Raw genomic sequence first — 22142 nt, 5'->3', positions numbered from 1 at the left:
GACCTGGCCGACCACGCCGCTGCCGATCTCGACGTACGCGAGCTTGGCAGCCGGGACCAGGACCATGCGGCCCTTGGTGTCGGTGAGGGACAGTACGCCGTCGCCGGCGAGCGCCTCGCTCACCTGCTTCTCGATGGCCGCGCTATCGTCCTCGGTGTCGACGACGAGCTCGCGCTGCGCCTGCTGGATGCCGATCTTGACCTCCATGGTTGGGGCCACCTTTCCGTGTGTGGGTTGTACGTCGGGGAGAAGTTCAGTCGTGCAGCGGATAGCCGGCCACGCCACGCCAGGCCAGCCCGGAGACCAGGGCGGCGGCGTCCTCGCGGCTGATCGTCGAGGAGTCGTTGAGCCAGTAGCGCGCGCTGACCTGCCCCATGCCGACCAGGGAGACGGCCAGCAGGTGTGACGCTTCCTCGGGCAGGCCGGTGTCCTCGGCGATGACCTCCGCGATCATCGCGGCGCACTCCTGGGTGACCCGCTCGACCTGGTTGCGGACCGCGGCCTCATTGGTCAGGTCGGACTCGAAGACCAGCCGGAAGGCGCCGGACTCGGAGGCGACGTAGTCATAGAAGGCGGACATCGTCGCGGCCACCCGCTGCTTGTTGTCCTCGGTGGAGCCCAGGGCCTCGCGGCAGTGGTCGATGATCGTGTTGCACGAGGTCTCCAGTAGGGCCAGGTAGAGCTCCAGCTTGCCGGGGAAGTGCTGGTAGAGGACGGGCTTGGAAACACCGGCGCGGTCGGCGATGTCGTCCATCGCTGCGGCGTGATAGCCCTGCGCCACGAAGACCTCGAGGGCAGCCTCGAGCAACTGTGCCCGCCGTGCCTTGCGAGGCATCCTCCCGCCGCGGGGACGGATGTCGTCCCGTTCGTGTTGCCCAGCGCTCACGCGTGCTCCTCGAGGTGTGTTCTTCCAGCCACCGCAGCCTACCCGCAGGTCACATGGACCAGCCGGGGCAGCCCCGTCCGGATGCCGGGACGTCGTCGGCGGCACTACGCGGTGCGGGGGACCATGGCCGGGAACATGACCGGGCTCCGATGTGTTGAGCCAGTGTCAAGCACCATGCCCCCGCTGAGGAGAAGTCCGTGCCCTATCCCGCACTCGTGGAGCCAGCCGACGAGCTGACCGTCGACGAGGTACGCCGCTACAGCCGCCACCTGATCATCCCCGACGTGGGCATGGCCGGGCAGAAGCGCTTGAAGAACTCCAAGGTGCTCGTGATCGGCGCGGGCGGACTGGGGTCCCCGGCGATGCTCTACCTGGCCGCAGCCGGCGTCGGCACCATCGGCATCGCCGAATTCGACGAGGTCGACGAGTCGAACCTGCAGCGCCAGGTGATCCATGGCCAGTCCGACATCGGCCGCCCCAAGTCGGAGTCCGCCCGTGACTCGATCCTGGAGATCAACCCGCACGTCAACGTGGTGATCCACGAGGGTCGCCTCGACAACGACAACGTGCTCGGCGTCTTCGAGGGCTATGACCTGATCCTGGACGGCACCGACAACTTCGCCACCCGCTACATGGTCAACGACGCGGCGTACTTCCTGAAGATCCCCTACGTCTGGGGTTCGATCTACCGCTTCGACGGGCAGGCGTCGGTCTTCTGGCCGCACGCTGTCACCGACGACGGCAGCTCGGCGGACGCGCCGTGCTACCGCTGCCTCTACCCCGAGCCGCCGCCGCCGGGCATGGTCCCCTCCTGTGCCGAAGGCGGCGTGCTGGGCGTGCTCTGCGCTGCGATTGGCTCGATCCAGGTCAACGAGGGCATCAAGCTGCTCACCGGCATCGGCGAGCCGCTGGTCGGCAAGCTGATGATCTACGACGCACTCGAGATGGAGTACCGCAAGCTCAAGGTCCGCAAGGACCCCAACTGCGCGCTCTGCGGCGAGAACGCGACCGTCACCGGCCTGATCGACTACGACGCCTTCTGTGGCGCGGTCTCCGACGAGGCAGCCGAGGCCGCTGCCGGCTCCACGATCTCCGTCACCCAGCTGGCGACGATGATCAAGGAGAAGGAGGACGGCGGCGACGACTTCGTGCTGATCGACGTGCGCGAGCCCAACGAGTTCGAGATCAACCGGATCCCCGGCTCGGTGCTGATCCCCAAGGGCGAGTTCCTCAACGGCAACGCGCTTGAGCAGTTGCCCAGCGACAAGAAGATCGTGCTGCACTGCAAGTCGGGCGTCCGCTCGGCGGAGTGCCTGGCCATCGTCAAGGGTGCCGGCTACGAGGACGCGGTCCACGTCGGCGGCGGCGTGGTCGCCTGGGTGAACCAGATCGACCCCAGCCAGCCGTCGTACTGACCGGATCCGTTCCGGACCACGTCCCCATGGCCCGATCGGGCCATGGGGACGTAACCATTTCGGGCCATGCCGCGTTGGTCTCGTCGAGTGAAGCCCTCGATGAGAAGGACGACAACGATGCGTTCCAGCGTCTTGCCCACCACCCGTCGCCTCGTGGCCGCCATGGCCGTCGCCCTGTGTGCCCTTGCCCTGGGCCTGAGCGCGCTGCCCGCCCAGGCTGACACCGACAACCAGGCATGGGCCCCGGCCGACTCGGCCCAGATCCACCCCGGCGTCCAGGCCTACACCGAGGGCGGGCAGTGCACCGCCAACTTCGTCTTCACCGACGCCGCCGGCAACGTGTACGTCGGGTACGCCGCCCACTGCGCCGGGCTGGGCGAGGCCACCGACACCAACGGCTGCCTTGCCGGCACCCAGCCGCTCGGCACCCGGGTCACCTTCAACGAGGGCGGCAGCCTGGTCTCCTCGGGCACCGTGGTCGGCAACGGCACCCTGGCCTACAGCTCGTGGGTGACCATGCAGGAGCGCGGCGAGACCGATGCCGACACCTGCGCCTACAACGACTTCGCGCTGGTCCGGGTCGACGCCGCGGACGTCGCCAAGGTGAACCCCTCGGTGCCGTTCTGGGGTGGCCCGGTCGGCATCAACACCACCGGCACCAGGTTCGGTGACCGGGTCTACTCCTACGGCAACTCCAGCCTCCGGGGCGGCGTCGAGTTCCTCTCGCCCAAGGCCGGCATCAGCCTGGGCGGCAGCGGCTGGTCCCACGCGCTCTACACCCTGACCCCGGGCGTCCCCGGTGATTCCGGCAGCGGCTTCCTCGACGCGCAGGGCCGCGCCGTGGGCACCCTGTCCACCCTGGGCCTGCTCCCGTTGCCGCTGTCGAACAACATCGGTGACCTCAACCGTGAACTCGCCTATGCCCAGCAGCACTCCGGCATCGAGGGGCTGCGACTGGTCAACGGGACGGAGCCCTTCCGCGGCTGAACTGGACGCGCTGCACCGCGTGAGGTGAACGCCTAGGCTGGCGCCCATGTCACCGGATCCGGGCGTCGAGGGGAGTCCCTGGGAGGAGTACGCCGAGGCGGTGCTCCGGGTGGTCGAGCAGATCCCGCGGGGCCGGGTCACGACGTACGGCGCGATCGCCGAGGCGGTCGGTGCCGTCCTGGACCGCGGCGGACCCCGCCTGGTCGGCAACGTGATGGCGCGCCACGGCGGCGGGATGCCGTGGTGGCGCGTCGTACGTGCCGACGGGTCGCTGCCGCCGAGCCACGGTGACGAGGCCCGGCAAGCCTGGCTGGCCGAGGGTACGCCGTTGCGCCCCGGCGGGGCGGTCGATATCCGGGCCGCCTTCTGGGCGCCCGATCCGCCGCACGGCTTCGGGCCGGGAGACGACCCGGAACCGGGGCGGGCAACTGTCGGTGGCTGATGGTGGAATCGGCGTCATGACCACCTACCGCCTGGCCACCGCCTCCGCTCCACGGATGGACCGGCCACGCCTGGACGAGTTCCAGCAGCAGGTGGTCGACCATCCCGGGGGGCCGCTGCTGGTGCTGGCCGGTCCGGGGACCGGCAAGACCACCACCCTGGTGGAGGCGATCGCGGACCGGATCGAGAACCGGGGAGCGGCACCGGAGTCGGTGCTCGCCCTCACCTTCTCGCGCAAGGCTGCCGAGCAACTGCGCGACCGGGTCACGGCCCGGCTGGACCGCACGCTCTCCTCGACGCTCTCCTCCACCTTCCACTCCTTTGCCTATGGGCTGGTCCGCCGCTATGCGCCTGCCGAGCTCTACGAGGCGCCCCTGCGGTTGCTCTCCGCCCCGGAGCAGGACGTGGTGCTCGCCGAACTTCTCTCCCACGCACCCGAATCGGTCGCCTGGCCCGAGTCGCTGCGCCGTGCGGTCAACACCCGTGGGTTCGCCCGCGAGGTGCATGCAGTGCTCTCCCGGGCCCGGGAGAAGGGACTGGACGGCCACGACCTCCGCGCGCTCGGGACGGAGCACGGACTGCCCGAGTTCGTCGCTGCCGGCCACTTCCTCGACCAATACCTCGACGTCCTCGACTTCGCTGGCGCGATCGACTACCCCGACCTGATCCGGCGTGCCGTCGGTGAGGCCGAGCGGCACCGCGACGAACTGCGCGCGGAGTTCCGCCACGTCTTCGTCGACGAATACCAGGACACCGACCCCGGCCAGGTCGCCCTGCTGCAGGCCTTGGTCGGCGACGGCGGCAACCTGACCGTCGTCGGTGACCCGCACCAGTCGATCTACGGGTTCCGTGGCGCGGAGGTGCGCGGCATCCTGGAGTTCCCCACCGCCTTTCCCCGCAGGGACGGCGCTCCGGCCGACGTGGTGGCGCTGCGCACCACCCGGCGCTTCGGCGCCCACCTCCTGCTCGCCTCCCAGCGCGTCGCCCGGCGGCTCTCGCTGGCCGGCACCATTGCGGTCCAGGCGCGTGAGGCGTTCCTCGACCCGGTGGCCGCGCCCTCGGAACACGGAGACGGACGCGTCGACGTGCTGACCTTCGACACTGCCCGGGCGGAGACCGAACACCTGGCCGACCTGCTGCGCCGGGCTCACCTGGGTGACGGCATCGCCTGGTCGCGGATGGCGGTGCTGGTCCGGTCCGGGCGGACCACCATCCCGGCACTGCGCCGCTCGCTCGGTGCTGCCGGGGTGCCGGTGGAGGTGGCCAGCGACGACACCCCGCTGGTCCGGGAGGTCGCGGTGATGCCACTGCTGGACGCCTTGTCGGCGGTGGTGAACCTCGACAACGACGATCCGGAAACCCCGGGGTACGTCGACACCGGGCGCGCGCACTCCCTGCTGCTCTCGCCCCTGGCCGGACTGGACGCCTCCGACGTACGAGCGCTGGCCCGGGCCCTGCGGGTCCGCGAGAAGGAACGCGCTGCCGCACACGGCACCGGCGCCCGCGACTCCGCGGAGTTGTTGCGTGCGGCGGTGCTCGACCCGGAGTTCTGCGACGGCATCACCACCCCGGCAGCCGGCCGGGTCACCGGGCTCGCCCGGTTGCTCCGCGCCGCGCGGGAGGGCCTCGAGGGCGGCGCGAGTGCCGAGGAAGTGCTCTGGGAACTGTGGGCCGGCACCGCCTGGCCCCAGCGACTCCGCGGCCAGGTCGATGCCGGCGGAGGTGCAGCACGGCGGGCGCACCGCGACCTGGACGCCATCTGCGCCCTCTTCGAGGCCGCGGCCAAGGCCGAGGAACAACGTGGGCACACCGGCGTCGGGACCTTCCTGGAAACCCTGCGCGCCCAGGACATCCCCGGCGACACCCTGGCCGATCGCGGCGTACGCGGCGAGGCGGTGCGCCTGCTGACCGCGCACCGGTCCAAGGGGCTGGAGTGGGACCTGGTCGTCGTCGCCCACGTCCAGGAGGAGGCCTGGCCGGACCTGCGCCGGCGGGCGACCCTGCTGCAGGCGGACCGGATCGGCTCCGAGGGGATCGTGGCACCGCTGGGACTGCGCGAACAGTTGATGGAGGAACGGCGCCTCTTCTACGTCGCCTGCACCCGGGCGCGGGCCCGGTTGGTGGTGACCGCGGTGAAGTCTCCCGAGGACGACGGGGAACAACCTTCGCGCTTCCTCGACGAACTGGGGGTGCGCCTGCGCCATGTCCAGGGACGGCCGCGCCGACCGCTCTCGCTGGCCGGCCTGGTGGCCGACCTGCGGCGTACCGTGGCTGACCCGAACGGATCCGAGGCGCTGCGCGCCGCTGCGGCCCGCAGGCTGCGGCGCCTGGCTGCGGAACGAATCGGTGACCGGCCCCTGGTCGTCCAGGCCGACCCGGGCACCTGGTGGGGGACCCGGGCCGCATCAGCCGCGGATGAACCGGTCCGTCCTGCGGAGCAGCCCGTGCGCCTCTCCGCCTCCGCGCTGACCTCGATCGAGGAGTGCCCGGCCCGCTGGTTCCTCGAGCGCGAGGCAGGAGGTGCGACGGTCTCCAGCGCCGCCCAAGGGTTCGGACTGTTGCTGCACGCACTGGCCGAACGGGTCGCGCGCGGCGAACTCGCCACCGGGCCGGGGGCAGCCGACGAACTGATGCACCACGTCGACGAGGTCTGGGACCGGCTCTCGTTCCGAACGCCGTGGTCCGGCGCCCGCGAGCGCGAGGAACTCCGCCTGGCGCTGGTCCGGTTCCTGAACTGGCACCAGCAAGGGGAGCGGGACCTGCTCGGCATCGAGCAGGAACTCACCGCCCGGGTGAGTTTGCCCGATGGGCAGGAGGTGACCCTGCACGGCTTCGCCGACCGGATCGAGGTCGATTCCGAGGGCCGCGTGGTCGTGGTCGACCTGAAGACCGGGAAATATCCACCGACCAGGGCCGAGGTCGCGGTCCATCCGCAGCTTGGGCTCTATCAGCTGGCCGTGGAGAACGGCGCCGTCGACGACCTCGTTGACCAGCCACCGGCGCGCCCGGGGGGAGCCGAACTGGTCCAGTTGCGCCACGGCGCCCACGGCAAGGTCTCCGTCCAGTCGCAACCGCCGCTGGGCCCCGGTGAGCCCACCGGGGAGGAGGGCGAACCGGGTCCGCGCACGGTTGAGGAACAACTGATGCGGGCCGTCACCCTGATCCGCGCCGAGGAGTTCCCCGCCCGGGCAGGCAAGCACTGCGACCGCTGCGCGTTCCAGGCGATCTGCCCTGTCCAGGGGAGTGGGACGGTGCTGTCATGACCACGACCCCCAACCTGGCGATCGCCTCCCCGGCCGACCTCAGGCGCGCCATGCGGACCAGCTTCGAGGTCAGCGACCAGCAGTGGGCCGCGATCTCGGCGCCGCTCGAGCCGGCCGTGGTGATCGCCGGCGCCGGGTCCGGCAAGACCGCCCTGATGGCCGCCCGGGTGGTCTACCTGGTCGCCAACCGGATCGTCGAGCCCGGCCAGGTGCTGGGCCTGACCTTCACCACCAAGGCCGCCTCCGAGCTGGGCACCAGGATCCGCGAGGCGCTCGGCGTGGCCGGGTTCGGTCCCGGGCAGCCCGACCCGGACGATCCTGCGCTGCCGCCGCCGGCTTGGGAACAGGAAGACGCCGAAGAACTCCTCGAGCCCACCGTCGCGACGTACAACGGCTATGCGTCCAGCCTGCTGGCCGAGCATGGCCTGCGGATCGGCCACGAGCCGGACACGCGGGTGATGGCCGATGCCTCCCGCTTCCAGTTGGCGGCGCGGGCGATCGCTCGCCACCGCGGGCAGGTCGAACTGCTCAGCGACCACCCCGACACCGTGGTCAACTACATCCTCGGCCTTGAAGGTGCGATGAGCGAGCACCTGGTCGACGTCGACGACGTGCGCGCGTTCCAGGCGCGCGAGATGCCCCGGGTGCAACAGGTGATCGAGACGGCCAGGGCCAAGGCGGACCCCAGGCGCGTGCTGAACGCGATGCAGCGCCGCGAGGAACTGCTCGGCCTGGTCTCCACCTATCGCCGCCTCAAGGCCGACCTGGGCCTGATGGACTTCAGCGACCAGATCGCCCTTGCCGCACGGCTCGCCGACGAGCACCCCGAGGTCGGGATGCAGGAGCGGGAGAAGTTCCGGATCGTGCTGCTCGACGAATACCAGGACACGTCCGTGGCCCAGGCGCTGATGCTGAAGAAGCTCTTCGGCGGCGGACATGCGGTGACCGCAGTGGGTGACCCCAACCAGGCGATCTATGGCTGGCGTGGCGCCTCGGTGGCCAACATCCTGGGCTTCGGCAAGGACTTCACCCGTGCCGACGGCTCGCCGGACGTGCCGATCCACCCGTTGACCGTCAACCGCCGTTCGGACCGGCGCATCCTGGAGACCGCCAACCAGCTCGCCGCGCCCCTGCTGGAGAAGTTCCCCCAGGTCCGCGCCCTCGACCCCGACGAGCGGGCCGGCCAGGGAGTGGTGCGCACCAGCGTGCACCCGACGTACGCCGCGGAGCTGGAGTGGCTCGCCGAGCAGGTGCGGGCCACCCACGACGCGATGGAAGAGCCTGCCTGGCACGAGATCGGAGTGCTCACCCGCGACAACAAGCACGCAGCCGACGTCTTCGACGCGCTCTCCTCACGCGAGATCCCGGTCGAGATCGTCGGGCTCAACGGCCTGCTGCGCCTGCCCGAGGTCGCCGAGGTGGTGGCCACGCTCACCCTGCTCAACGACCTCACCGCCAATGCCGCGCTGCTCACCCTGCTCACCGGCCCACGCTGGGCGATCGGGCCCCGCGACCTGGCGCTGCTCGGCAAGCGGGCCCACGAGCTGGCCAGGGCCGGCACGACGGGGACGACCGGGCAGCCCCTGGCCGACCAGCTCGCCGAAGCCGTCGAGGGTGCCGACCCGACCGAAGTCACCTCGCTGTGCGACGCGCTCGATGATCCGGGGGAGGCGGCGTACTCCGCGGCGGCGCTGGAACGGTTCGCGTTGCTGCGCGGCGAGCTGCGGATGTTGCGCAGCCATGTCGGGGAACCGTTGCTCGACCTGGTCCGGCGGATCATCGACACCACCGGCATCGACATCGAACTGGCCTCCTCGATCAGTCCGGCCGCGGCCGCCCGGCGCGACAACCTCGACCTCTTCGTCAAGGCAGTGGCGGACTTCCAGGCGATCGACGGCGAGGTCAGCCTGACCGCGCTGCTGGCCTACCTGGAGACCGAGGACGAGATGGGGACCGGGCTCGACGTCGCGACCCCCACCGAGGCCGACTCGGTCAAGCTGCTCACCGTGCACCGGGCCAAGGGACTCGAATGGGACGCCGTCTTCGTGGTCGGGGTCGGGGAGGAGAAGTTCCCGACCACGCGGAGCCGGACCCAGTGGATCTATGGCCCCGGAGTGCTGCCGAACCCGTTGCGCGGTGACCGGCACTCCCTGGCGCAACTCTCCGGCTACGAGAAGGACCAGCTCGCCGCCATGGTGGCCGATGCGAAGGCGCTGGAGCAGGAGGAGGAACTCCGCCTCGGGTACGTCGCCTTCACCCGCGCCCGGCACATGCTCTCGGTCTCCTCCTATGTGTGGAACGACCAGCGGCAGAAGCCGATCGGCCCCTCGCCCTACCAGGCCGTGGTGCGCGAGTGCCTGCGCACCTGGGGGGAGGAGCCCGAGTCCTGGCTGGTGCGCCCGGGCCCGGACGAGGTCAATCCGCTGCTCGCCCAGGTCCGGCAGGCGCCGTGGCCGGTCACCGAGCACACCGCCGAGGCACTGCGACGCCTCGAGGCTGCCGAGTTCGTGGCCTCCGTCGACCCGGACGCGGCCGACGACCTGGACCTGGTGGAGGCCTCGATCGCCGAGGAGTGGGACACCGAACTGGACCGGCTCCTGGCCGAGGCACGGCGGGACCGGGCCACTGAGATCGAGGTACCGCTGCCGAGCAGCCTCTCGGCGACCACCCTGGCGCGGATCCAGCACGATCCCGATGAACTTGCCCGCGACCTGGCCCGGCCGATGCCCCGGCAACCCTCGCCCAGCGCCCGGTTCGGCACCCGGTTCCATGCCTGGGTGGAAGCGCGCTTCGGCCAGCAGAGCCTGATCGAGGCCGACGAACTGCCGGGCCGCGCCGACCTGGGCATCGATGACGAGTCCGACCTCAAGGAACTGACCGAGACGTTCGCCGCCGGGCCCTTCGGGCACCGCATCCCGCATGCGACCGAGGCGCCGTTCGCGCTGGTGCTGGCCGGACAGGTCGTCCGGGGGCGGATCGACGCGATCTATGTCGAGGACGACGGCACCCACCTGGTCATCGACTGGAAGACCAACCGGCGCGCCGATGCCGATCCGCTGCAACTGGCCATCTATCGCCTGGCCTGGGCCGAACTGCAGGGACTCCCGCTGGACCAGGTGCGCGCTGCGTTCCACTACGTGCGCACCGGCCTCACCGATGACCGGAGCGACGAACTGCCGGACCGTGAGGAGCTGGAGGACCTGCTCAGGTGAGTGCCGCGGCCAGGGCGATCTCGACCATGGCGGTGAATGACTGCTCCCGCTCCAGGGCCGGCATTTCCTCGCCGGTGACGATGTGGTCGGAGACGGTGCAGATCGCCAGCGCTCGGCGTCGGTGCGCGGCAGCGAGGGTGTAGAGCGCACTCGCCTCCATCTCCACGGCGAGTACGCCGTGCGCCACCATCGGGTCCATCAACTCCGGGCGCGGTGTGTAGAACTGGTCGCCGGAGAAGATCAGCCCGGTATGGGTCCGCACGTCATCGCGGCCCTCGGCGGCCTCCCACGCCTTGCGGAGCAGGTGGAAGTCCGCGACCGGGGCATAGTCCAGTCCGCCGAAGCGGAGCCGGTTCATGCCGGCGTCGGTGCACGCCCCGGTGGCCAGGACCAGGTCACGCAGGCCGACCTCCGGGACCAGTGCACCGCAGGAACCGACCCGGATGATCGAGGCGACGTCGTACTCGCGGAAGAGTTCGGTGGCATAGATCGACAGCGACGGCTGTCCCATCCCGGACCCCTGGACGCTGACCCGGTGCCCCTGCCAGGTGCCGGTGAAGCCGAGCATCCCGCGGACCTCGTTGTAGCACTCGGCGTCCTCGAGGAAGGTCTCCGCGATCCACCTGGCGCGCAGCGGGTCGCCGGGCATCAGCACGGCCGGGGCGATGGCTCCGGGCGGGGCAGCGATGTGGGTGCTCATGGGTCGATCGTAGGCGTGTGGTGTGCCCGGTGATCGCCTAACGTGCAGGGTGTGACCGACTCCGACCGCCTCACGCCCCTGTACCTCCCCACCGACCCTGCTGCCTGGAGCCCCTGGCTCGCCGACCGCTGCAAGGACGCCCTGGCCAGGGCGGGATCGCTGCGCGATGAACTCGTCGCCGCGCCACCGGGGCAGGTGCTGGACACCTGGAACCGGCTCGGCATCGAACTGGCCGGGGTCTTCGCCCTCTCCAGCCTGCTCGCCCAGGTCCACCCCGAGGCAGCGGTGCGGGAGCAGGCCGAGGAGATCGAGGTCGAGGCCAACCGCTTCCGGACGGGCCTGATGCTCGACGCCGACGTGTACGCCGCCCTGCTCGCCGTGCCGGGCGAGGGCTTGGATGAGGCTGCCTCGCGGGTGCTGGCCCACAGCCTGCGCGACTTCCGCCGCGCCGGGGTGGACCGCGACGAGGCAACCCGGCAGCGGCTGCGCGAACTCGACGAACTGGAGATGGAACTGGGCCAGGCGTTCGGCCGCGCCATCCGCGACGACGACCGGACCACCAAGGTGGCGGCGGCAGCGACCGCCGGGCTGCCCCAGGACTGGATCGACGAACGGCCCGCCGACGCCGACGGCATGGTCACCGTGACCTGCGACTATCCGGACACGGTGCCATTCCTCTCCTTCGCCCACGACGCACAGGCCCGCCGGGCGGTGGCACACACCACCCTCAACCAGGCCTGGCCGGAGAACGACGCCACCCTGTCGCGACTGCTGCGTGCTCGCCACGAGCACGCCCAACTGCTCGGGTACGCCGACTGGCCCAGCTTCGATGCCGAGGTCAAGATGATCGGCTCCGGCCCGGCGATCGGCGAGTTCATCGACTCCATCGCCACTGCCTCACTGGCCGCAGGGGAGCGCGACCTGGCCGTGCTCCTGGAGCGGGCCCGGCGCGACGCCCCGGACCTTGCCGCGATCGATGCCTCGAACTGGCGCTACTGGACCGAAGTGGTGCGCCGCGAGGAGTTCCGGGTCGACGCCCAGGAGGTGCGCCGCTACTTCGCCTTCCCCAAGGTCCGCCAGGGCCTGCTGGACGTGACCGGCCGCCTCTTCGGGCTGCGCTACGAGGCGGTGGCGGACGCAGCCACCTGGCACCCGGACGTGACGACGTACGACGTGTATCTCGACGGCGACGGCGACGGCGCGGAGCACCTGGGCCGGATCCACCTGGACCTCCACCCGCGCGACGGCAAGTACAACCACGCCGCCCAGTTCGACCTGGTCCCGGGCGTGCGCGGCGTACAACTGGCCCAGGGCGTGCTGGTCTGCAACTTCTCCCGCGGCCTGATGGAGCACGACGACGTGGTCACCCTCTTCCACGAGTTCGGCCACCTGCTGCACCACGTGCTCGCCGGACGCCACGACTGGGTCCGCTTCTCCGGGGTCGCCACCGAGTGGGACTTCGTCGAGGCGCCCAGCCAGATGCTGGAGGAGTGGGCCTGGGATGCCGAGGTGCTGGCCGGCTTCGCCACCGACGAGTCCGGCACCCCGATCCCCGCCGACCTGGTCGCCCGGATGCGCGCGGCCGACGAGTTCGGCAAGGGGTTCCTGGCCCGCACCCAGGCGTTCTACGCCGCGGTCTCCTACCGGCTCCACCTAGAGCGCCCCGACGACATCACCGCCCGGGTCGCCGAACTATACGACGCCTACAACCTGGTCCGTCCGCTGCCCGACACCCACTTCCACGCCAGCTTCGGGCACCTGGACGGCTATGGATCCGGCTATTACACCTACAAGTGGAGCTTGGTCATCGCCAAGGACCTCTTCTCCGCCTTCGACGCCGACGACCTCTTCGCGCCCGAGGTGGCCCAGCGCTATCGGGACCGGGTGCTGGCGCCCGGGGGCAGCAAGGACGCCGCCGACCTGGTCACCGACTTCCTCGGCCGCCCGTACGACGACCGGGCCTTCACCGCCTGGCTGGAACGGACCCCGGAGGTGGCCCGATGAACGCGTCGAAGGGTTCGCCGCTGCCGCACGCAGCGCTCTCGCTGCACGCCCACAACCGGCACGGGCTGGAGCGCACCGACGAGGAGTGGCTCGCCGCGCGCTGGTCCGATCCGACCACCCGGGTGCTGGTGATCGCCGGGACCCGGGTCCGCCCGGTCGACGGGGCGTTGGCGTGGGTGCCGCCCGCCGAGGCGCCCCAGGACGGACTGCGGATCCTGCTTGGCACCCGCGACGGCGTCACCTACTTCGCCGACATCGTGGCGCCCTCCCAGGCGCCGGGCGCCCGCGAGGAGTGGGTGGTGCTCCGGGCGGTGCTGCAGGCCCTGGCCGAGCACGCCCATGACGCGCCGCTGGTGATGCACGCGATCGGGATGGCCGAGTGGCACTGGGCCACCCGCCACTGTCCCCGCTGCGGGGGCGCGCTGCAGGCGCGCCAGGCCGGCCATGTGCTGGAGTGCGTCGAGTGCCACAAGCAGCAGTTCCCGCGCTCGGACCCGGCCGTGATCATGGTGATCACCGATGGCGAGCCCGGCACGGCGGAGGAGCGGTGCCTGCTGGGCCGCAGTCCCGCCTGGCCCGAGGGCCGCTTCTCCACCCTGGCCGGCTTCGTGGAGCCGGGCGAGACCATGGAGGACGCGGTACGCCGCGAGGTCGCTGAGGAGACCGGGGTCGAGGTGGGGGAGGTCGCCTACTTCGGCAGCCAGCCGTGGCCGTTGCCGGCCAGCCTGATGGTCGGCTTCGTCGGCCGCGCGCGGACCACCGAGATCGACGTCGACGAGTCCGAGATCGCCGAGGCTCGCTGGTTCACCCGCGCCGAACTGCGCGAGGAAGCGACCTCGGGCCGCGTCGTACTGCCCGGCGGGGTCTCGATCTCACGGTCACTGATCGAGCACTGGTTCGGCGAGGAACTCCCGGGTAGCTGGTAGGGGCCTGTCCGGGATGGGTCCGTTCCGTCAGCTCGTGGAACTCGACGCCCGGCCGCCGACAGCCCTGAGTGGCAGCCTTGACGGTTAGCATGGGGTCATGTCCTTGCTCGATCGCATTTCCATCGACCCTGCGGTGGTCCACGGTCGCCCGGCGATCCGCGGGACCAGGATGCGGGTCAGTGACGTGCTTGCGCTGCTGGCCGCAGGAGCCGATGAGGCAGAGATCCTCGAGGACTATCCCTACCTCACCACTGAAGACATCAGGGCGTGCCTCGCGTACGCCGCAGCTCAGGCCGACCACGCCATCGTGACCGCATCCTGACAGCGTGCGGTTCCTGATTGACACACAACTGCCGCCAGCTTTGGCGCGCTTGTTGGTCAGTCGTGGCCATGAGGCGGAGCACGTGGTCGACATTGGACCTGGCGAAGCGCCGGACCGGGACTGATTGAACTTCGCTGATTCCTGGCCCGCGGGATCAGTGACTGGCGAGAGCGCAGGTCAGCCGAGTTCGGCGAGCTTCGCCTTCACCTGGGCCAGGGACGGGTTGGTCTGGGCGCTGCCATCGGCGTAGACCAGCGTGGGCACGGTCTGGTTGCCCCCGTTGGCCTCCTCGACCAGCTTTGCGGCCTCCGGGTGCTGCTCGATGTCGACGATCTCGAAGGCGATCCCCTCCCGGTCGAGCTGGGACTTGAGCCGGTGGCAGTAGCCGCACCAAGGGGTGGAGTACATCGTGAAGGACATGCTCCCAGCGTACGCCGCGCCCTCGCGGCGTACCGAAGAACATGCAGTTGCCGCCTGGCAAGGCCGCACCCACGCGTGGCGGAAGGGCGGGGCCACCGCAACTGCATGTCCCTCCGCGCGGGCACTGGCTTGCGCGCGGGCACCGTACGCCGCCAGTGTCGGGGCCGCGTCCTAGTGTTGGGCGCATGGCCGACGACCTCCTCAGCGCACTGGACCCCGAGCAGCGCATGGTTGCCGAGGCGCTGCGTGGCCCGGTGCGGGTGCTGGCCGGCGCCGGCACCGGGAAGACCCGCGCGATCACGCACCGGATCGCGCATGGCGTGGCCACCGGCGTCTACCAGCCGACCGAGGTCCTGGCCGTCACCTTCACCACCCGTGCCGCCGGCGAGATGCGCACCCGGTTGCGCCAACTCGGGGCCCCCGGGGTCCAGGCGCGCACCTTCCACTCGGCCGCGCTGCGCCAGTTGCGCTACTTCTGGCCCACCGTGCACGGCACCGAGTTGCCGGAACTGACCGAGTCCAAGTTGCCCCTGATGGCGCTCGCGGCGCGCCGGCAACGCCTCGACGTCGACCAGCCGATGCTGCGCGACCTGGCCTCCGAGGTGGAGTGGGCCAAGGTCAGCAACGTCCGCCCCGAGGACTACGCGACCCTGGCGCCACGGCGCAGCCGGGAGGTGAATGGCGTCGACCATGCCACCGTGGCCCGCGTCTTCGGCGCTTATGAGGACGTCAAGCGGAGCCAGGGGCGGATGGACATGGAGGACGTCCTGCTGCTGACCGCAGCACTGCTGGCCACCGATGAGCGGGTGGCCGCCCAGGTCCGGCGGCAGTACAAGTTCTTCACCGTCGACGAGTTCCAGGACGTCTCGCCGATCCAGTCGGCGCTGCTCGACCTGTGGCTCGGCGGCCGCGACGAGATCTGCGTGGTCGGCGACCCGGCGCAGACCATCTACAGCTTCGCCGGGGCGAATGCGGACTACCTGCGCGAGTTCCCTGCCCAGCGCCCGGGCACCACGTCGATCGAACTGGTCCGCAACTATCGCTCCTCCCCGGAGATCATCGGCGCGGCCAACCACCTCCTTGCCGGCACCCGCTCCAGCGGCGTCCAGTTGCGGGCGCAACGCCCCAGCGGGTCCCGGGTGGACTACGTCGAGCACGCCGACGAGGTCGCCGAGGCCGAAGCGGTCGCTACCCGCATCGCCGAACTCCAGGCCGCCGGCCTGCCGCTGCGCGAGATGGCTGTCCTCTTCCGGATCAACGCCCAATCCGAGGCCTTCGAGGACGCCCTCACCGCACGCGGCATTGCGTACGTCGTCCGGGGGGCCGCCCGCTTCTTCGACCGCGCCGAGGTGCGCCAGGCGATCACCCTGCTCCGCGGCACGGCCCGCTCCAGCGGTGGCACCGGAGCGCTGGTCGACGACGTACGGGCCACCCTGGCCGGGATGGGGTGGGCCGATGAGCCGCCGAGTGGCCGCGGCACCGCGCGCGACCGCTGGGAATCGCTGCAGGCCCTCGCCTCGCAGGCCGAGGCGTTCGCTGCCGCCGATGGCGCGGCCACCCTGGGCGACTTCGTCGGCGACCTCGACAAGCGCGCGGCCGAGCAGCATGCCCCGGTCGCCGAAGGCGTCACCCTGGCCACCCTGCACACGGCCAAGGGCCTGGAATGGGACGCCGTCTTCGTCTGCGGGGTCCAGGAGGGCTCGATCCCGATCTCGTTCGCCCAGACGCCGGCCGAGGTCGAGGAGGAGCGGCGCCTGCTCTATGTCGGGGTGACCCGGGCCCGGGTCCACCTGCGGGTCTCCTGGTCGCTGGCCCGCAACCCCGGCGGCCGGGCCACCCGGCGTGCCTCCCGGTTCCTGCACGGGCTGCGCCCTGAGAGCGCTGCCGCACCAACCGGCACCAGCAGGAAGTCGAAGCGCGCGGCGAGGTCGGCCATGTGCTCCATTTGCGGCAAGCCGCTGGCCACGGCAGGGGAGAAGAAGGTGGGCCGTTGCGCGGACTGCCCGGCGGCGTACGACGAGGAACTCTTCGCCCGCCTCAAGGAGTGGCGGCGGGTCCGGGCCAGTGAGGACGAGGTGCCGGCGTACGTCGTGTTCACCGACAAGACGCTCGAGGCGATCGCAGAGGCGAAGCCACGCAATCCGACGGCATTGCTGCGGATCAGCGGCGTCGGACCGGCCAAGATCGAGCGCTATGGCGAGGCCGTCCTGGAGCTGATCGACTGAGCCCGGGTGCTCGGCGAAAAAAGTTTCTGCGAAATACCCATAAAATCAATTGCCCATTACACGGTCGGCGCGATAGTTTGTCACCCGTCCGATGAAACGGCGCACTACGGCCCTGGCAAGGTCGGCGCACGATGCACACGAAGGAGGTGGCACCAGATGAACAGCATCAAGATCTGCACCACGGCTGCACCGCAGTCGCGCATCGCCATGCCCACCTTCGACCTGGCTGCCACCCGCGGCGCCGTCGCCCGTGTGCGCATCGATGCCACGACCGTGAAGCACGCCGCTTCCTTCGAGGGAGCACCCATCGGGACCAGTGTCTGGAGACCACCGACACGTTGAGGACGACTCAACGCCGGCAGCTCCAGGCCGCGGAACCCGAGAACCGGGATCCGCGGCCTTTTTGTTTGGCCACCGCCCGATCTACACCCACGGATCAGGTCACGAGGAGGTGACAACACATGACCATCAGCGTTCTTGAACCAGCTGCCGGCACAACGCTCGGTGGGCTGCATGCTGCCGCCGACAAGGTCGAGGAAGAACTCCTGCCCTGCCGGGTCAACGACCCGGAGCTCTTCTTCGCCGAGTCACCCAGCGACGTCGAGCACGCCAAGGCGCTCTGCATCGACTGCCCGGTGCGGACCCTGTGCCTCGCTGGCGCCCTCGAGCGTCGCGAGCCCTGGGGCGTCTGGGGCGGAGAGCTCTTCTGTTCCGGGGTGGTGATCCCCCGGAAGAGGCCGCGGGGACGCCCCCGCAAGGACGCCGCCTGAGCGGCCAGCACCACAAGAAGTCGAAGGAAACCATGGACAACACACTCGTGACCGAAGGAAACAAGATGAATCTCTTGCATGAAGAACTGGCCCGCGCTCAACAGTCCGAGCGCCTGGGAGAGGCGCGCGCACGGAGTCGTGGCCGTGAGGCCGCACTTGCCCGTCGGCTCAGCCGCCGGGCGGAGAAGGCCGCCCGTGAGGCGCGCCTGGCCCTGGCCCGACTCTGATCGGAGCCACGTCGAGAAACAGGGTCCGGTCCGGATCCAGCAGCCGTCACCGGTGGTCACGCACCACCGGTGACGGCTATTTTCGTCCCGTGGCCACCTGTGACTTCTGCGGAACGACACCGGTCGGCGACGGCGACCAGGACCCGCCGCCGCTGACCTGGACCACCGCCGTGGAGAACGGCCGACAGCGCGTCTTCTGCGACGCGTGTTCGCGTGAACACCTGCGCTCGATCGAGGCCAAGCTCGACTCCGAGTGGTGGTGAGGCCTCACATCCCGACGGCCTGGCCCCAACTGCAGCCACACCCGGCATGCTGGCGCCAACGGACCAGGGGCAACTCCAGGTCGGCGCGGACGTCGATGGTGGCCGACCAGGTCCGCGGTTCGCGCCCGTCGATCCATGCCGTGACGTCCCGGGCCACCCAGACCAGCGCTGCCTCCATCAGGTCCTGCGGCACCGGCTCCGGTACGCCGCCCACTGCCGTCTGCCGGGCATGTTGGGCCACCACCAGGGGCCAGCGTGGGTCACGATCCGTGAGGTGGGCGTCGATGCAGCGCAGGCAGGCGGTCTGGCCCGGCACCACGAAGGGGCCGACCCGGACCTCCCCGTCGCTGGCAACGACCAGCAGGTGGGGGAAGTCGTCACGGACCAGGTCGTCGAACCGGTCCCGGTCTGGCTGCCCGGCATGGAGGTGGACGACCACGGCGGGTCCCAGCCCGGCGCGCACCCCGGCCCGGACCAGGTGCGCCTCGAGATGATCGGCCGCCCACTCCAGCCCGGAGTGGGTGATCGCCACGGCGGCGGATTCGCGATGGGCCAGCACCAGGGGAGTCCGGTCACCGTGCTCGCAGACAAGCGCGGCCCGGTCGGCCCGGTCCGGGGCGTCGTGTGCCGCGCCCAGGGCGGGCAGCACCAGGTCAGCGTCCAGGACGAGGCCCCGATCGACCAGGTCCATGCAGAGCCTGAGCACGTCGACATCGTGGGTCTCGGGCGGGACACCGTTGCGCATGCCGTCGAGGGCGGCCCGCACGGTGGGGGTGTCCGGTGCCCGGGCCACCAGGGGTTCGGTCAGGCCGACCTGGACCAAGCCGTCACCACGTTGGGTGATCCGCGATCCGGGGCGCAGCAGCGGGCGCCGGGGGAGTCCGGTGGGAGTGGGAGGAGTCATGTCGGCACCATGCCACGGCGGACGGCATCGGCGCTGGCGTCATCCACAGGCACATGCACGATGGCGCGTCCCCGACCGGGGACGCGCCATCGATTTCGGGTCTCGGGTGGCTCAGGCCTTGCCGAGGATCCGGTTGAGGTTGGTGCTGCACACGGGGCACACAGCCTTGGCCATGCGGGTGCCCTTCTCGTTCACCTTGACCTCGCCCGAGGCCTCGCGCTTCTCCTTGCACTTCACGCAGTAGAACTCGCCGCTCCAGGTCTCCGCCATGACGGCCTCCTTGCCTATGTGTTTCTTGGTCGTCGCGACGGGGTGAGGGGGAAGCCCGCCGGGGTCTCCACGGTTCGCATGTCGACCACGGAAAACCCTACGGCACGCGGCCACCGGGGCGTGGGAGGCGCCCCGTACGCCGTTCAGGGGCGTTTCTGGGCCGTCGCTGCCCGGCGATACCCACTAGCCTCGTGCCATGCCTGCCGATGACACCACGCAGCTCCAGGACCACGCCCTCCCGTTCCTGCGACTGGACCGGCCACGACCAGGCCTGGCCGTGATCACGCTCGACGACCATCCGCGGCGCAACGTGATGTCGGACGAGATGACCGCGTCATGGGTCCGCGCGATCGACGAACTGGCCGGGGACCGCGACGTACGGGCCGTGGTGGTCACCGGGGCCGGCAGCGCCTTCTGCTCCGGCGGCGACCTGGGGTGGCTGGCCGCCGAGCCGGACGCCAGCGTGGACCAGCTCCGTGCGCGGATGCTGCCGTTCTATCGGGCCTGGCTCTCGATCCGCCGCCTCGAGGTGCCCACCATCGCTGCGATCAACGGCCCCGCCATCGGCGCCGGGCTCTGCGTCGCGCTGGCCTGCGACATCCGGTACGCCGCCGACACGGCCCGGATGGGTGCCCCCTTCGTGCACCTCGGCCTGCACCCCGGGATGGCCTCGACGTACCTCTTCGACGACGTCGTGGGTCGCGCGGTCGCCCGCGACCTGCTGCTCACCGGACGGATCGTGGACGCCGAGGAGGCAATGCGCCTGGGCCTGGTCAGCCAGGTGATCGCCGCGGACGGGTTCGATGACGCTGTGCTGGAGGCCGCGTCCCGGGTGGCGGCAGCCGCCCCGGTGGCCACCCGGTTGACCAAGCTGGCGCTGGCCGGGGCGGGGCACCGCGACCTGGAGAGTGCGCTGCAGTGGGAAGCGTTGGCGCAGCCGGTGACGATGGCGACCGCGGACCTGCACGAGGGGATCGCTGCGGCGAAGGAGAAGCGGACGCCGCGCTTCAGCGGCTCCTGAGCCACGACGGTAGAAGGGGCCCCGGACTCCACCGCCACCCTTGCCTTCCCCTTGCGAGAGTGGTGGCTTGATGGTCCAGGGCCCCATCTGGGGGATCACGCTAGGGCCGCGCTCACGCTCCGGTCAACGCCGAACCGCCACGCCCTGTGGACAACGCTGTGGAAAACCTGTGGAACTGTCCCTTTTCCCTGTGTGGAAACAGGGGATGGGGCTGTGGACAAGGAAGCGGGACCACGGCACGAATACGATGCTGAGCAGGGACAATGCTCCTCCACCCGCTGTGGAGGAAAGAAAGGAAGGGCGATGGGCGAGGACGTCGCATCGGGTGCTCCCGGACCGGTGGCCGCGCTGCGCCGGATCGCCTTCCTGCTCGAACGCGCCCGCGAGGACAGTTACAAGATCAAGGCATACCGCAGCGCCGCCGCGGCGATCCTCCCGCTCGGCGAGGACGAGGTCGCCGCTCGCGTGGAGGCGGGCACCCTGGGCGACGTACCCGGGATCGGGAAGAGTACGGCGGCCGTGATCACCGCGGCTGCCCGCGGTGAGATGCCGGAGCGCCTGGCCGAACTCGAGGCGAAGTACGCCGGTCCGCTGGTCCCGGGCGGGCGGGAATTGCGGGCGCTGCTGCGCGGCGACCTGCACGCGCACTCAGACTGGTCCGACGGCGGCTCGCCGATCGAGGAGATGGCCTTCACCGCGCTGGAACTGGGACACGACTACCTGGTGCTGACCGACCACTCACCGCGCCTGACGGTGGCCCACGGGCTCAGCGCGGCCCGCCTGGCCCGGCAACTGGAGGTCGTCGACGCCGTCAATGACCACCTGGCCGGCGCCTTCCGCCTGCTCAAGGGGATCGAGGTCGACATCCTCACCGACGGCACCCTCGACCAGAGCGAGGAGATGCTCGCCCGGCTCGAGGTCCGCGTGGCCAGCGTGCACTCCAAACTGGCCATGGACGCCGATGCGATGACTCGGCGGATGATCACCGCCATCGCCAACCCGTTCACCAACGTGCTTGGCCACTGCACCGGGCGCCTGGTGACCGGCAACCGCGGCACCCGGCCCGGCTCCACCTTCGACGCGCAGGCAGTCTTCGAGGCGTGCCGCGACCACGGGGTCGCAGTCGAGATCAACTCACGCCCCGAGCGACGTGACCCGCCGACCCGGCTGCTGGAACTCGCCCGCGACATCGGCTGCCTCTTCTCCATCGACTCCGACGCCCACGCGCCGGGCCAACTCGACCTGCTCGACCACGGTTGTGAGCGGGCCGAGGCCGCAGGCATCGATCCCGAACGGATCGTCAACACCTGGCCTGTCGAGCGCCTGCTGGCCTGGGCCAACGACTAGCGTGGACTTCATGGCCGATCCGGAGATCGAGGTGCGCCGCTCCAAGCGGCGCCGCCGCACCGTGTCGGCCTACCGCGAACAGGGGCGCACCATCGTGCTTATCCCGGCGTCGATGTCGAAGGCGCAGGAAGCGGAATGGGTCGAGAAGATGGTAGCCCGCCTGGATCGGCAGGAGCAGCGCCGCCGTCCTTCCGACGAACAACTCCTGGACCGGGCCAGGGACCTGGCCGGCCTCTACTTTGGCGGCATCGTCGAGCCCGAGACCGTGCGCTGGGTCGACAACCAGAAGTCGCGCTGGGGCTCGTGCACCCCCAGCGACCGCTCGATCCGGCTCTCCTCACGACTGCAGGGGATGCCGGCCTGGGTGGTCGACTACGTCCTGGTCCACGAACTGGCCCACCTGATCGAGCCGTCCCACAACGAGGAGTTCTGGGGCTGGGTGGACCGCTACCCGAAGACCGAGCGGGCCAAGGGCTTCCTGGAGGGGTACTCCGCCGCGACCACCGATGGTGATGACCCCAGCGACCACGTCGACTGAC

Annotated in this window: 23 protein-coding genes; 17 read left to right on the top strand and 6 right to left on the bottom strand. The window is 70.5% G+C overall.

The genetic code is table 11. From position 1 onward, the window contains the following. Both Q9R27_RS18525 and Q9R27_RS18520 read right to left on the bottom strand, forming a co-directional pair. The coding region (locus Q9R27_RS18525) for a DUF3107 domain-containing protein (protein WP_311253887.1) at positions 1-207 on the bottom strand (207 nt) is incomplete at its 3' end. Positions 208-253: 46 nt separating this feature from the next. Beyond that, the gene (locus tag Q9R27_RS18520) at positions 254-835 is read right to left on the bottom strand and encodes a TetR/AcrR family transcriptional regulator (RefSeq protein ID WP_311253888.1); all 582 of its coding nucleotides are present in this window, start codon (positions 833-835) and stop codon (positions 254-256) included. A 248-nt stretch (positions 836-1083) separates the two neighbouring features. Here Q9R27_RS18520 and moeZ point away from each other — a divergent pair, with 248 nt between their 5' ends. From moeZ to Q9R27_RS18495, 5 genes are all read left to right on the top strand, one after another. Beyond that, positions 1084-2301: an adenylyltransferase/sulfurtransferase MoeZ gene (moeZ, locus tag Q9R27_RS18515; RefSeq protein ID WP_311253886.1), complete on the top strand. Its 1218-nt coding sequence runs from the start codon at positions 1084-1086 to the stop codon at positions 2299-2301. A 117-nt stretch (positions 2302-2418) separates the two neighbouring features. Continuing rightward, positions 2419-3288, top strand: a complete 870-nt coding sequence (locus Q9R27_RS18510) for a hypothetical protein (RefSeq protein ID WP_311253885.1) — start codon at positions 2419-2421, stop codon at positions 3286-3288. A gap of 46 nt (positions 3289-3334) precedes the next feature. Then, positions 3335-3730, top strand: a complete 396-nt coding sequence (locus Q9R27_RS18505; RefSeq protein WP_311253884.1) for an MGMT family protein — start codon at positions 3335-3337, stop codon at positions 3728-3730. Positions 3731-3746: 16 nt separating this feature from the next. Then, positions 3747-6992, top strand: coding sequence for an ATP-dependent DNA helicase (locus Q9R27_RS18500; RefSeq protein ID WP_311253883.1), 3246 nt, complete (start codon positions 3747-3749; stop codon positions 6990-6992). Further along, positions 6989-10204 carry an ATP-dependent DNA helicase gene (locus Q9R27_RS18495; protein WP_311253882.1) on the top strand — a complete coding sequence of 1072 codons (3216 nt, stop codon included), beginning with the start codon at positions 6989-6991 and terminating at the stop codon, positions 10202-10204. The genes Q9R27_RS18500 and Q9R27_RS18495 overlap by 4 nt, the downstream gene beginning before the upstream one ends. Here the strand turns inward: Q9R27_RS18495 and deoD are convergent. Further along, positions 10197-10904 (bottom strand): purine-nucleoside phosphorylase, encoded by a 708-nt coding sequence (deoD, locus tag Q9R27_RS18490; RefSeq protein WP_311253881.1) that lies wholly within the window; start codon positions 10902-10904, stop codon positions 10197-10199. The two genes, Q9R27_RS18495 and deoD, sit on opposite strands and share 8 nt — an antisense overlap. Positions 10905-10955: 51 nt before the next feature. Here deoD and Q9R27_RS18485 point away from each other — a divergent pair, with 51 nt between their 5' ends. From Q9R27_RS18485 to Q9R27_RS18800, 4 genes are all read left to right on the top strand, one after another. Beyond that, complete coding sequence (locus Q9R27_RS18485; RefSeq protein WP_311253880.1) at positions 10956-12908, top strand: M3 family metallopeptidase; 1953 nt, start codon at positions 10956-10958, stop codon at positions 12906-12908. Continuing rightward, complete coding sequence (gene nudC, locus Q9R27_RS18480; protein WP_311253879.1) at positions 12905-13834, top strand: NAD(+) diphosphatase; 930 nt, start codon at positions 12905-12907, stop codon at positions 13832-13834. Before Q9R27_RS18485 ends, nudC begins: the two co-directional genes overlap by 4 nt. A 97-nt stretch (positions 13835-13931) precedes the next feature. After that, on the top strand, positions 13932-14156 hold the full coding sequence (locus Q9R27_RS18475) for a DUF433 domain-containing protein (RefSeq protein WP_311253878.1): 225 nt from the start codon (positions 13932-13934) through the stop codon (positions 14154-14156). Positions 14157-14160: 4 nt separating this feature from the next. After that, complete coding sequence (locus tag Q9R27_RS18800) at positions 14161-14280, top strand: DUF5615 family PIN-like protein (RefSeq protein ID WP_397220135.1); 120 nt, start codon at positions 14161-14163, stop codon at positions 14278-14280. A 53-nt stretch (positions 14281-14333) separates the two neighbouring features. Here the strand turns inward: Q9R27_RS18800 and Q9R27_RS18470 are convergent, their stop codons facing one another. Further along, the gene (locus tag Q9R27_RS18470) at positions 14334-14576 is read right to left on the bottom strand and encodes a mycoredoxin (RefSeq protein WP_311253877.1); all 243 of its coding nucleotides are present in this window, start codon (positions 14574-14576) and stop codon (positions 14334-14336) included. 185 nt (positions 14577-14761) lie between these two features. Here Q9R27_RS18470 and Q9R27_RS18465 point away from each other — a divergent pair, with 185 nt between their 5' ends. The 5 genes from Q9R27_RS18465 (at position 14762) to Q9R27_RS18445 (ending at position 18061) form a co-directional block, all read left to right on the top strand. Further along, a complete protein-coding gene (locus Q9R27_RS18465; RefSeq protein WP_311253876.1) occupies positions 14762-16801 on the top strand; it encodes an ATP-dependent DNA helicase UvrD2 in 2040 nt (679 codons plus the stop codon). A 156-nt stretch (positions 16802-16957) separates the two neighbouring features. Beyond that, positions 16958-17143, top strand: a complete 186-nt coding sequence (locus Q9R27_RS18460) for a hypothetical protein (protein ID WP_311253875.1) — start codon at positions 16958-16960, stop codon at positions 17141-17143. A gap of 119 nt (positions 17144-17262) precedes the next feature. Beyond that, positions 17263-17571: a WhiB family transcriptional regulator gene (locus tag Q9R27_RS18455; protein WP_311253874.1), complete on the top strand. Its 309-nt coding sequence runs from the start codon at positions 17263-17265 to the stop codon at positions 17569-17571. A gap of 65 nt (positions 17572-17636) precedes the next feature. Continuing rightward, entirely contained in the window at positions 17637-17798 is a 162-nt protein-coding gene (locus Q9R27_RS18450) for a hypothetical protein (RefSeq protein WP_311253873.1), read from the top strand. A gap of 89 nt (positions 17799-17887) precedes the next feature. After that, entirely contained in the window at positions 17888-18061 is a 174-nt protein-coding gene (locus Q9R27_RS18445) for a hypothetical protein (protein ID WP_311253872.1), read from the top strand. A gap of 4 nt (positions 18062-18065) precedes the next feature. Here Q9R27_RS18445 and Q9R27_RS18440 read toward each other — a convergent pair whose 3' ends face one another. Together Q9R27_RS18440 and Q9R27_RS18435 are read right to left on the bottom strand one after the other, a co-directional pair. Continuing rightward, positions 18066-18965 carry a hypothetical protein gene (locus Q9R27_RS18440; RefSeq protein WP_311253871.1) on the bottom strand — a complete coding sequence of 300 codons (900 nt, stop codon included), beginning with the start codon at positions 18963-18965 and terminating at the stop codon, positions 18066-18068. Between the two features lie 111 nt (positions 18966-19076). Next, positions 19077-19235: a DUF5679 domain-containing protein gene (locus Q9R27_RS18435; RefSeq protein ID WP_311253870.1), complete on the bottom strand. Its 159-nt coding sequence runs from the start codon at positions 19233-19235 to the stop codon at positions 19077-19079. Positions 19236-19431: 196 nt separating this feature from the next. Between Q9R27_RS18435 and Q9R27_RS18430 the strand changes: the two genes are divergently transcribed. The 3 genes from Q9R27_RS18430 (at position 19432) to Q9R27_RS18420 (ending at position 22141) form a co-directional block, all read left to right on the top strand. Beyond that, positions 19432-20256: an enoyl-CoA hydratase-related protein gene (locus Q9R27_RS18430; RefSeq protein WP_311253869.1), complete on the top strand. Its 825-nt coding sequence runs from the start codon at positions 19432-19434 to the stop codon at positions 20254-20256. 303 nt (positions 20257-20559) lie between these two features. Beyond that, the gene (locus Q9R27_RS18425; RefSeq protein WP_311253868.1) at positions 20560-21603 is read left to right on the top strand and encodes a PHP domain-containing protein; all 1044 of its coding nucleotides are present in this window, start codon (positions 20560-20562) and stop codon (positions 21601-21603) included. A 10-nt stretch (positions 21604-21613) separates the two neighbouring features. Then, positions 21614-22141 (top strand): M48 family metallopeptidase, encoded by a 528-nt coding sequence (locus Q9R27_RS18420; RefSeq protein ID WP_311253867.1) that lies wholly within the window; start codon positions 21614-21616, stop codon positions 22139-22141. Position 22142 lies beyond the last annotated feature (1 nt).

The organism is Nocardioides sp. AE5 (assembly GCF_031844485.1).
Taxonomy (GTDB): Bacteria; Actinomycetota; Actinomycetes; order Propionibacteriales; family Nocardioidaceae; genus Nocardioides.
The sequence above is the reverse complement of the archived record's forward strand: the minus strand, read 5'-3'. Positions and strand labels throughout refer to the sequence as shown.

Bases quoted from the DNA above. Each gene is read 5' to 3' on its own strand.
- nudC (WP_311253879.1), top strand. From the start codon at position 12,905: ATGAACGCGTCGAAGGGTTCGCCGCTGCCGCACGCAGCGCTCTCGCTG.
- Q9R27_RS18495 (WP_311253882.1), top strand. From the start codon at position 6,989: ATGACCACGACCCCCAACCTGGCGATCGCCTCCCCGGCCGACCTCAGG.
- Q9R27_RS18500 (WP_311253883.1), top strand. From the start codon at position 3,747: ATGACCACCTACCGCCTGGCCACCGCCTCCGCTCCACGGATGGACCGG.
- Q9R27_RS18435 (WP_311253870.1), bottom strand. From the start codon at position 19,235: ATGGCGGAGACCTGGAGCGGCGAGTTCTACTGCGTGAAGTGCAAGGAG.
- Q9R27_RS18420 (WP_311253867.1), top strand. From the start codon at position 21,614: ATGGCCGATCCGGAGATCGAGGTGCGCCGCTCCAAGCGGCGCCGCCGC.
- Q9R27_RS18455 (WP_311253874.1), top strand. From the start codon at position 17,263: ATGACCATCAGCGTTCTTGAACCAGCTGCCGGCACAACGCTCGGTGGG.
- deoD (WP_311253881.1), bottom strand. From the start codon at position 10,904: ATGAGCACCCACATCGCTGCCCCGCCCGGAGCCATCGCCCCGGCCGTG.
- Q9R27_RS18430 (WP_311253869.1), top strand. From the start codon at position 19,432: ATGCCTGCCGATGACACCACGCAGCTCCAGGACCACGCCCTCCCGTTC.
- Q9R27_RS18425 (WP_311253868.1), top strand. From the start codon at position 20,560: ATGGGCGAGGACGTCGCATCGGGTGCTCCCGGACCGGTGGCCGCGCTG.
- Q9R27_RS18475 (WP_311253878.1), top strand. From the start codon at position 13,932: ATGTCCTTGCTCGATCGCATTTCCATCGACCCTGCGGTGGTCCACGGT.
- Q9R27_RS18510 (WP_311253885.1), top strand. From the start codon at position 2,419: ATGCGTTCCAGCGTCTTGCCCACCACCCGTCGCCTCGTGGCCGCCATG.
- Q9R27_RS18450 (WP_311253873.1), top strand. From the start codon at position 17,637: ATGAATCTCTTGCATGAAGAACTGGCCCGCGCTCAACAGTCCGAGCGC.
- Q9R27_RS18440 (WP_311253871.1), bottom strand. From the start codon at position 18,965: ATGACTCCTCCCACTCCCACCGGACTCCCCCGGCGCCCGCTGCTGCGC.
- Q9R27_RS18460 (WP_311253875.1), top strand. From the start codon at position 16,958: ATGAACAGCATCAAGATCTGCACCACGGCTGCACCGCAGTCGCGCATC.
- Q9R27_RS18465 (WP_311253876.1), top strand. From the start codon at position 14,762: ATGGCCGACGACCTCCTCAGCGCACTGGACCCCGAGCAGCGCATGGTT.
- Q9R27_RS18470 (WP_311253877.1), bottom strand. From the start codon at position 14,576: ATGTCCTTCACGATGTACTCCACCCCTTGGTGCGGCTACTGCCACCGG.
- Q9R27_RS18520 (WP_311253888.1), bottom strand. From the start codon at position 835: ATGCCTCGCAAGGCACGGCGGGCACAGTTGCTCGAGGCTGCCCTCGAG.
- Q9R27_RS18505 (WP_311253884.1), top strand. From the start codon at position 3,335: ATGTCACCGGATCCGGGCGTCGAGGGGAGTCCCTGGGAGGAGTACGCC.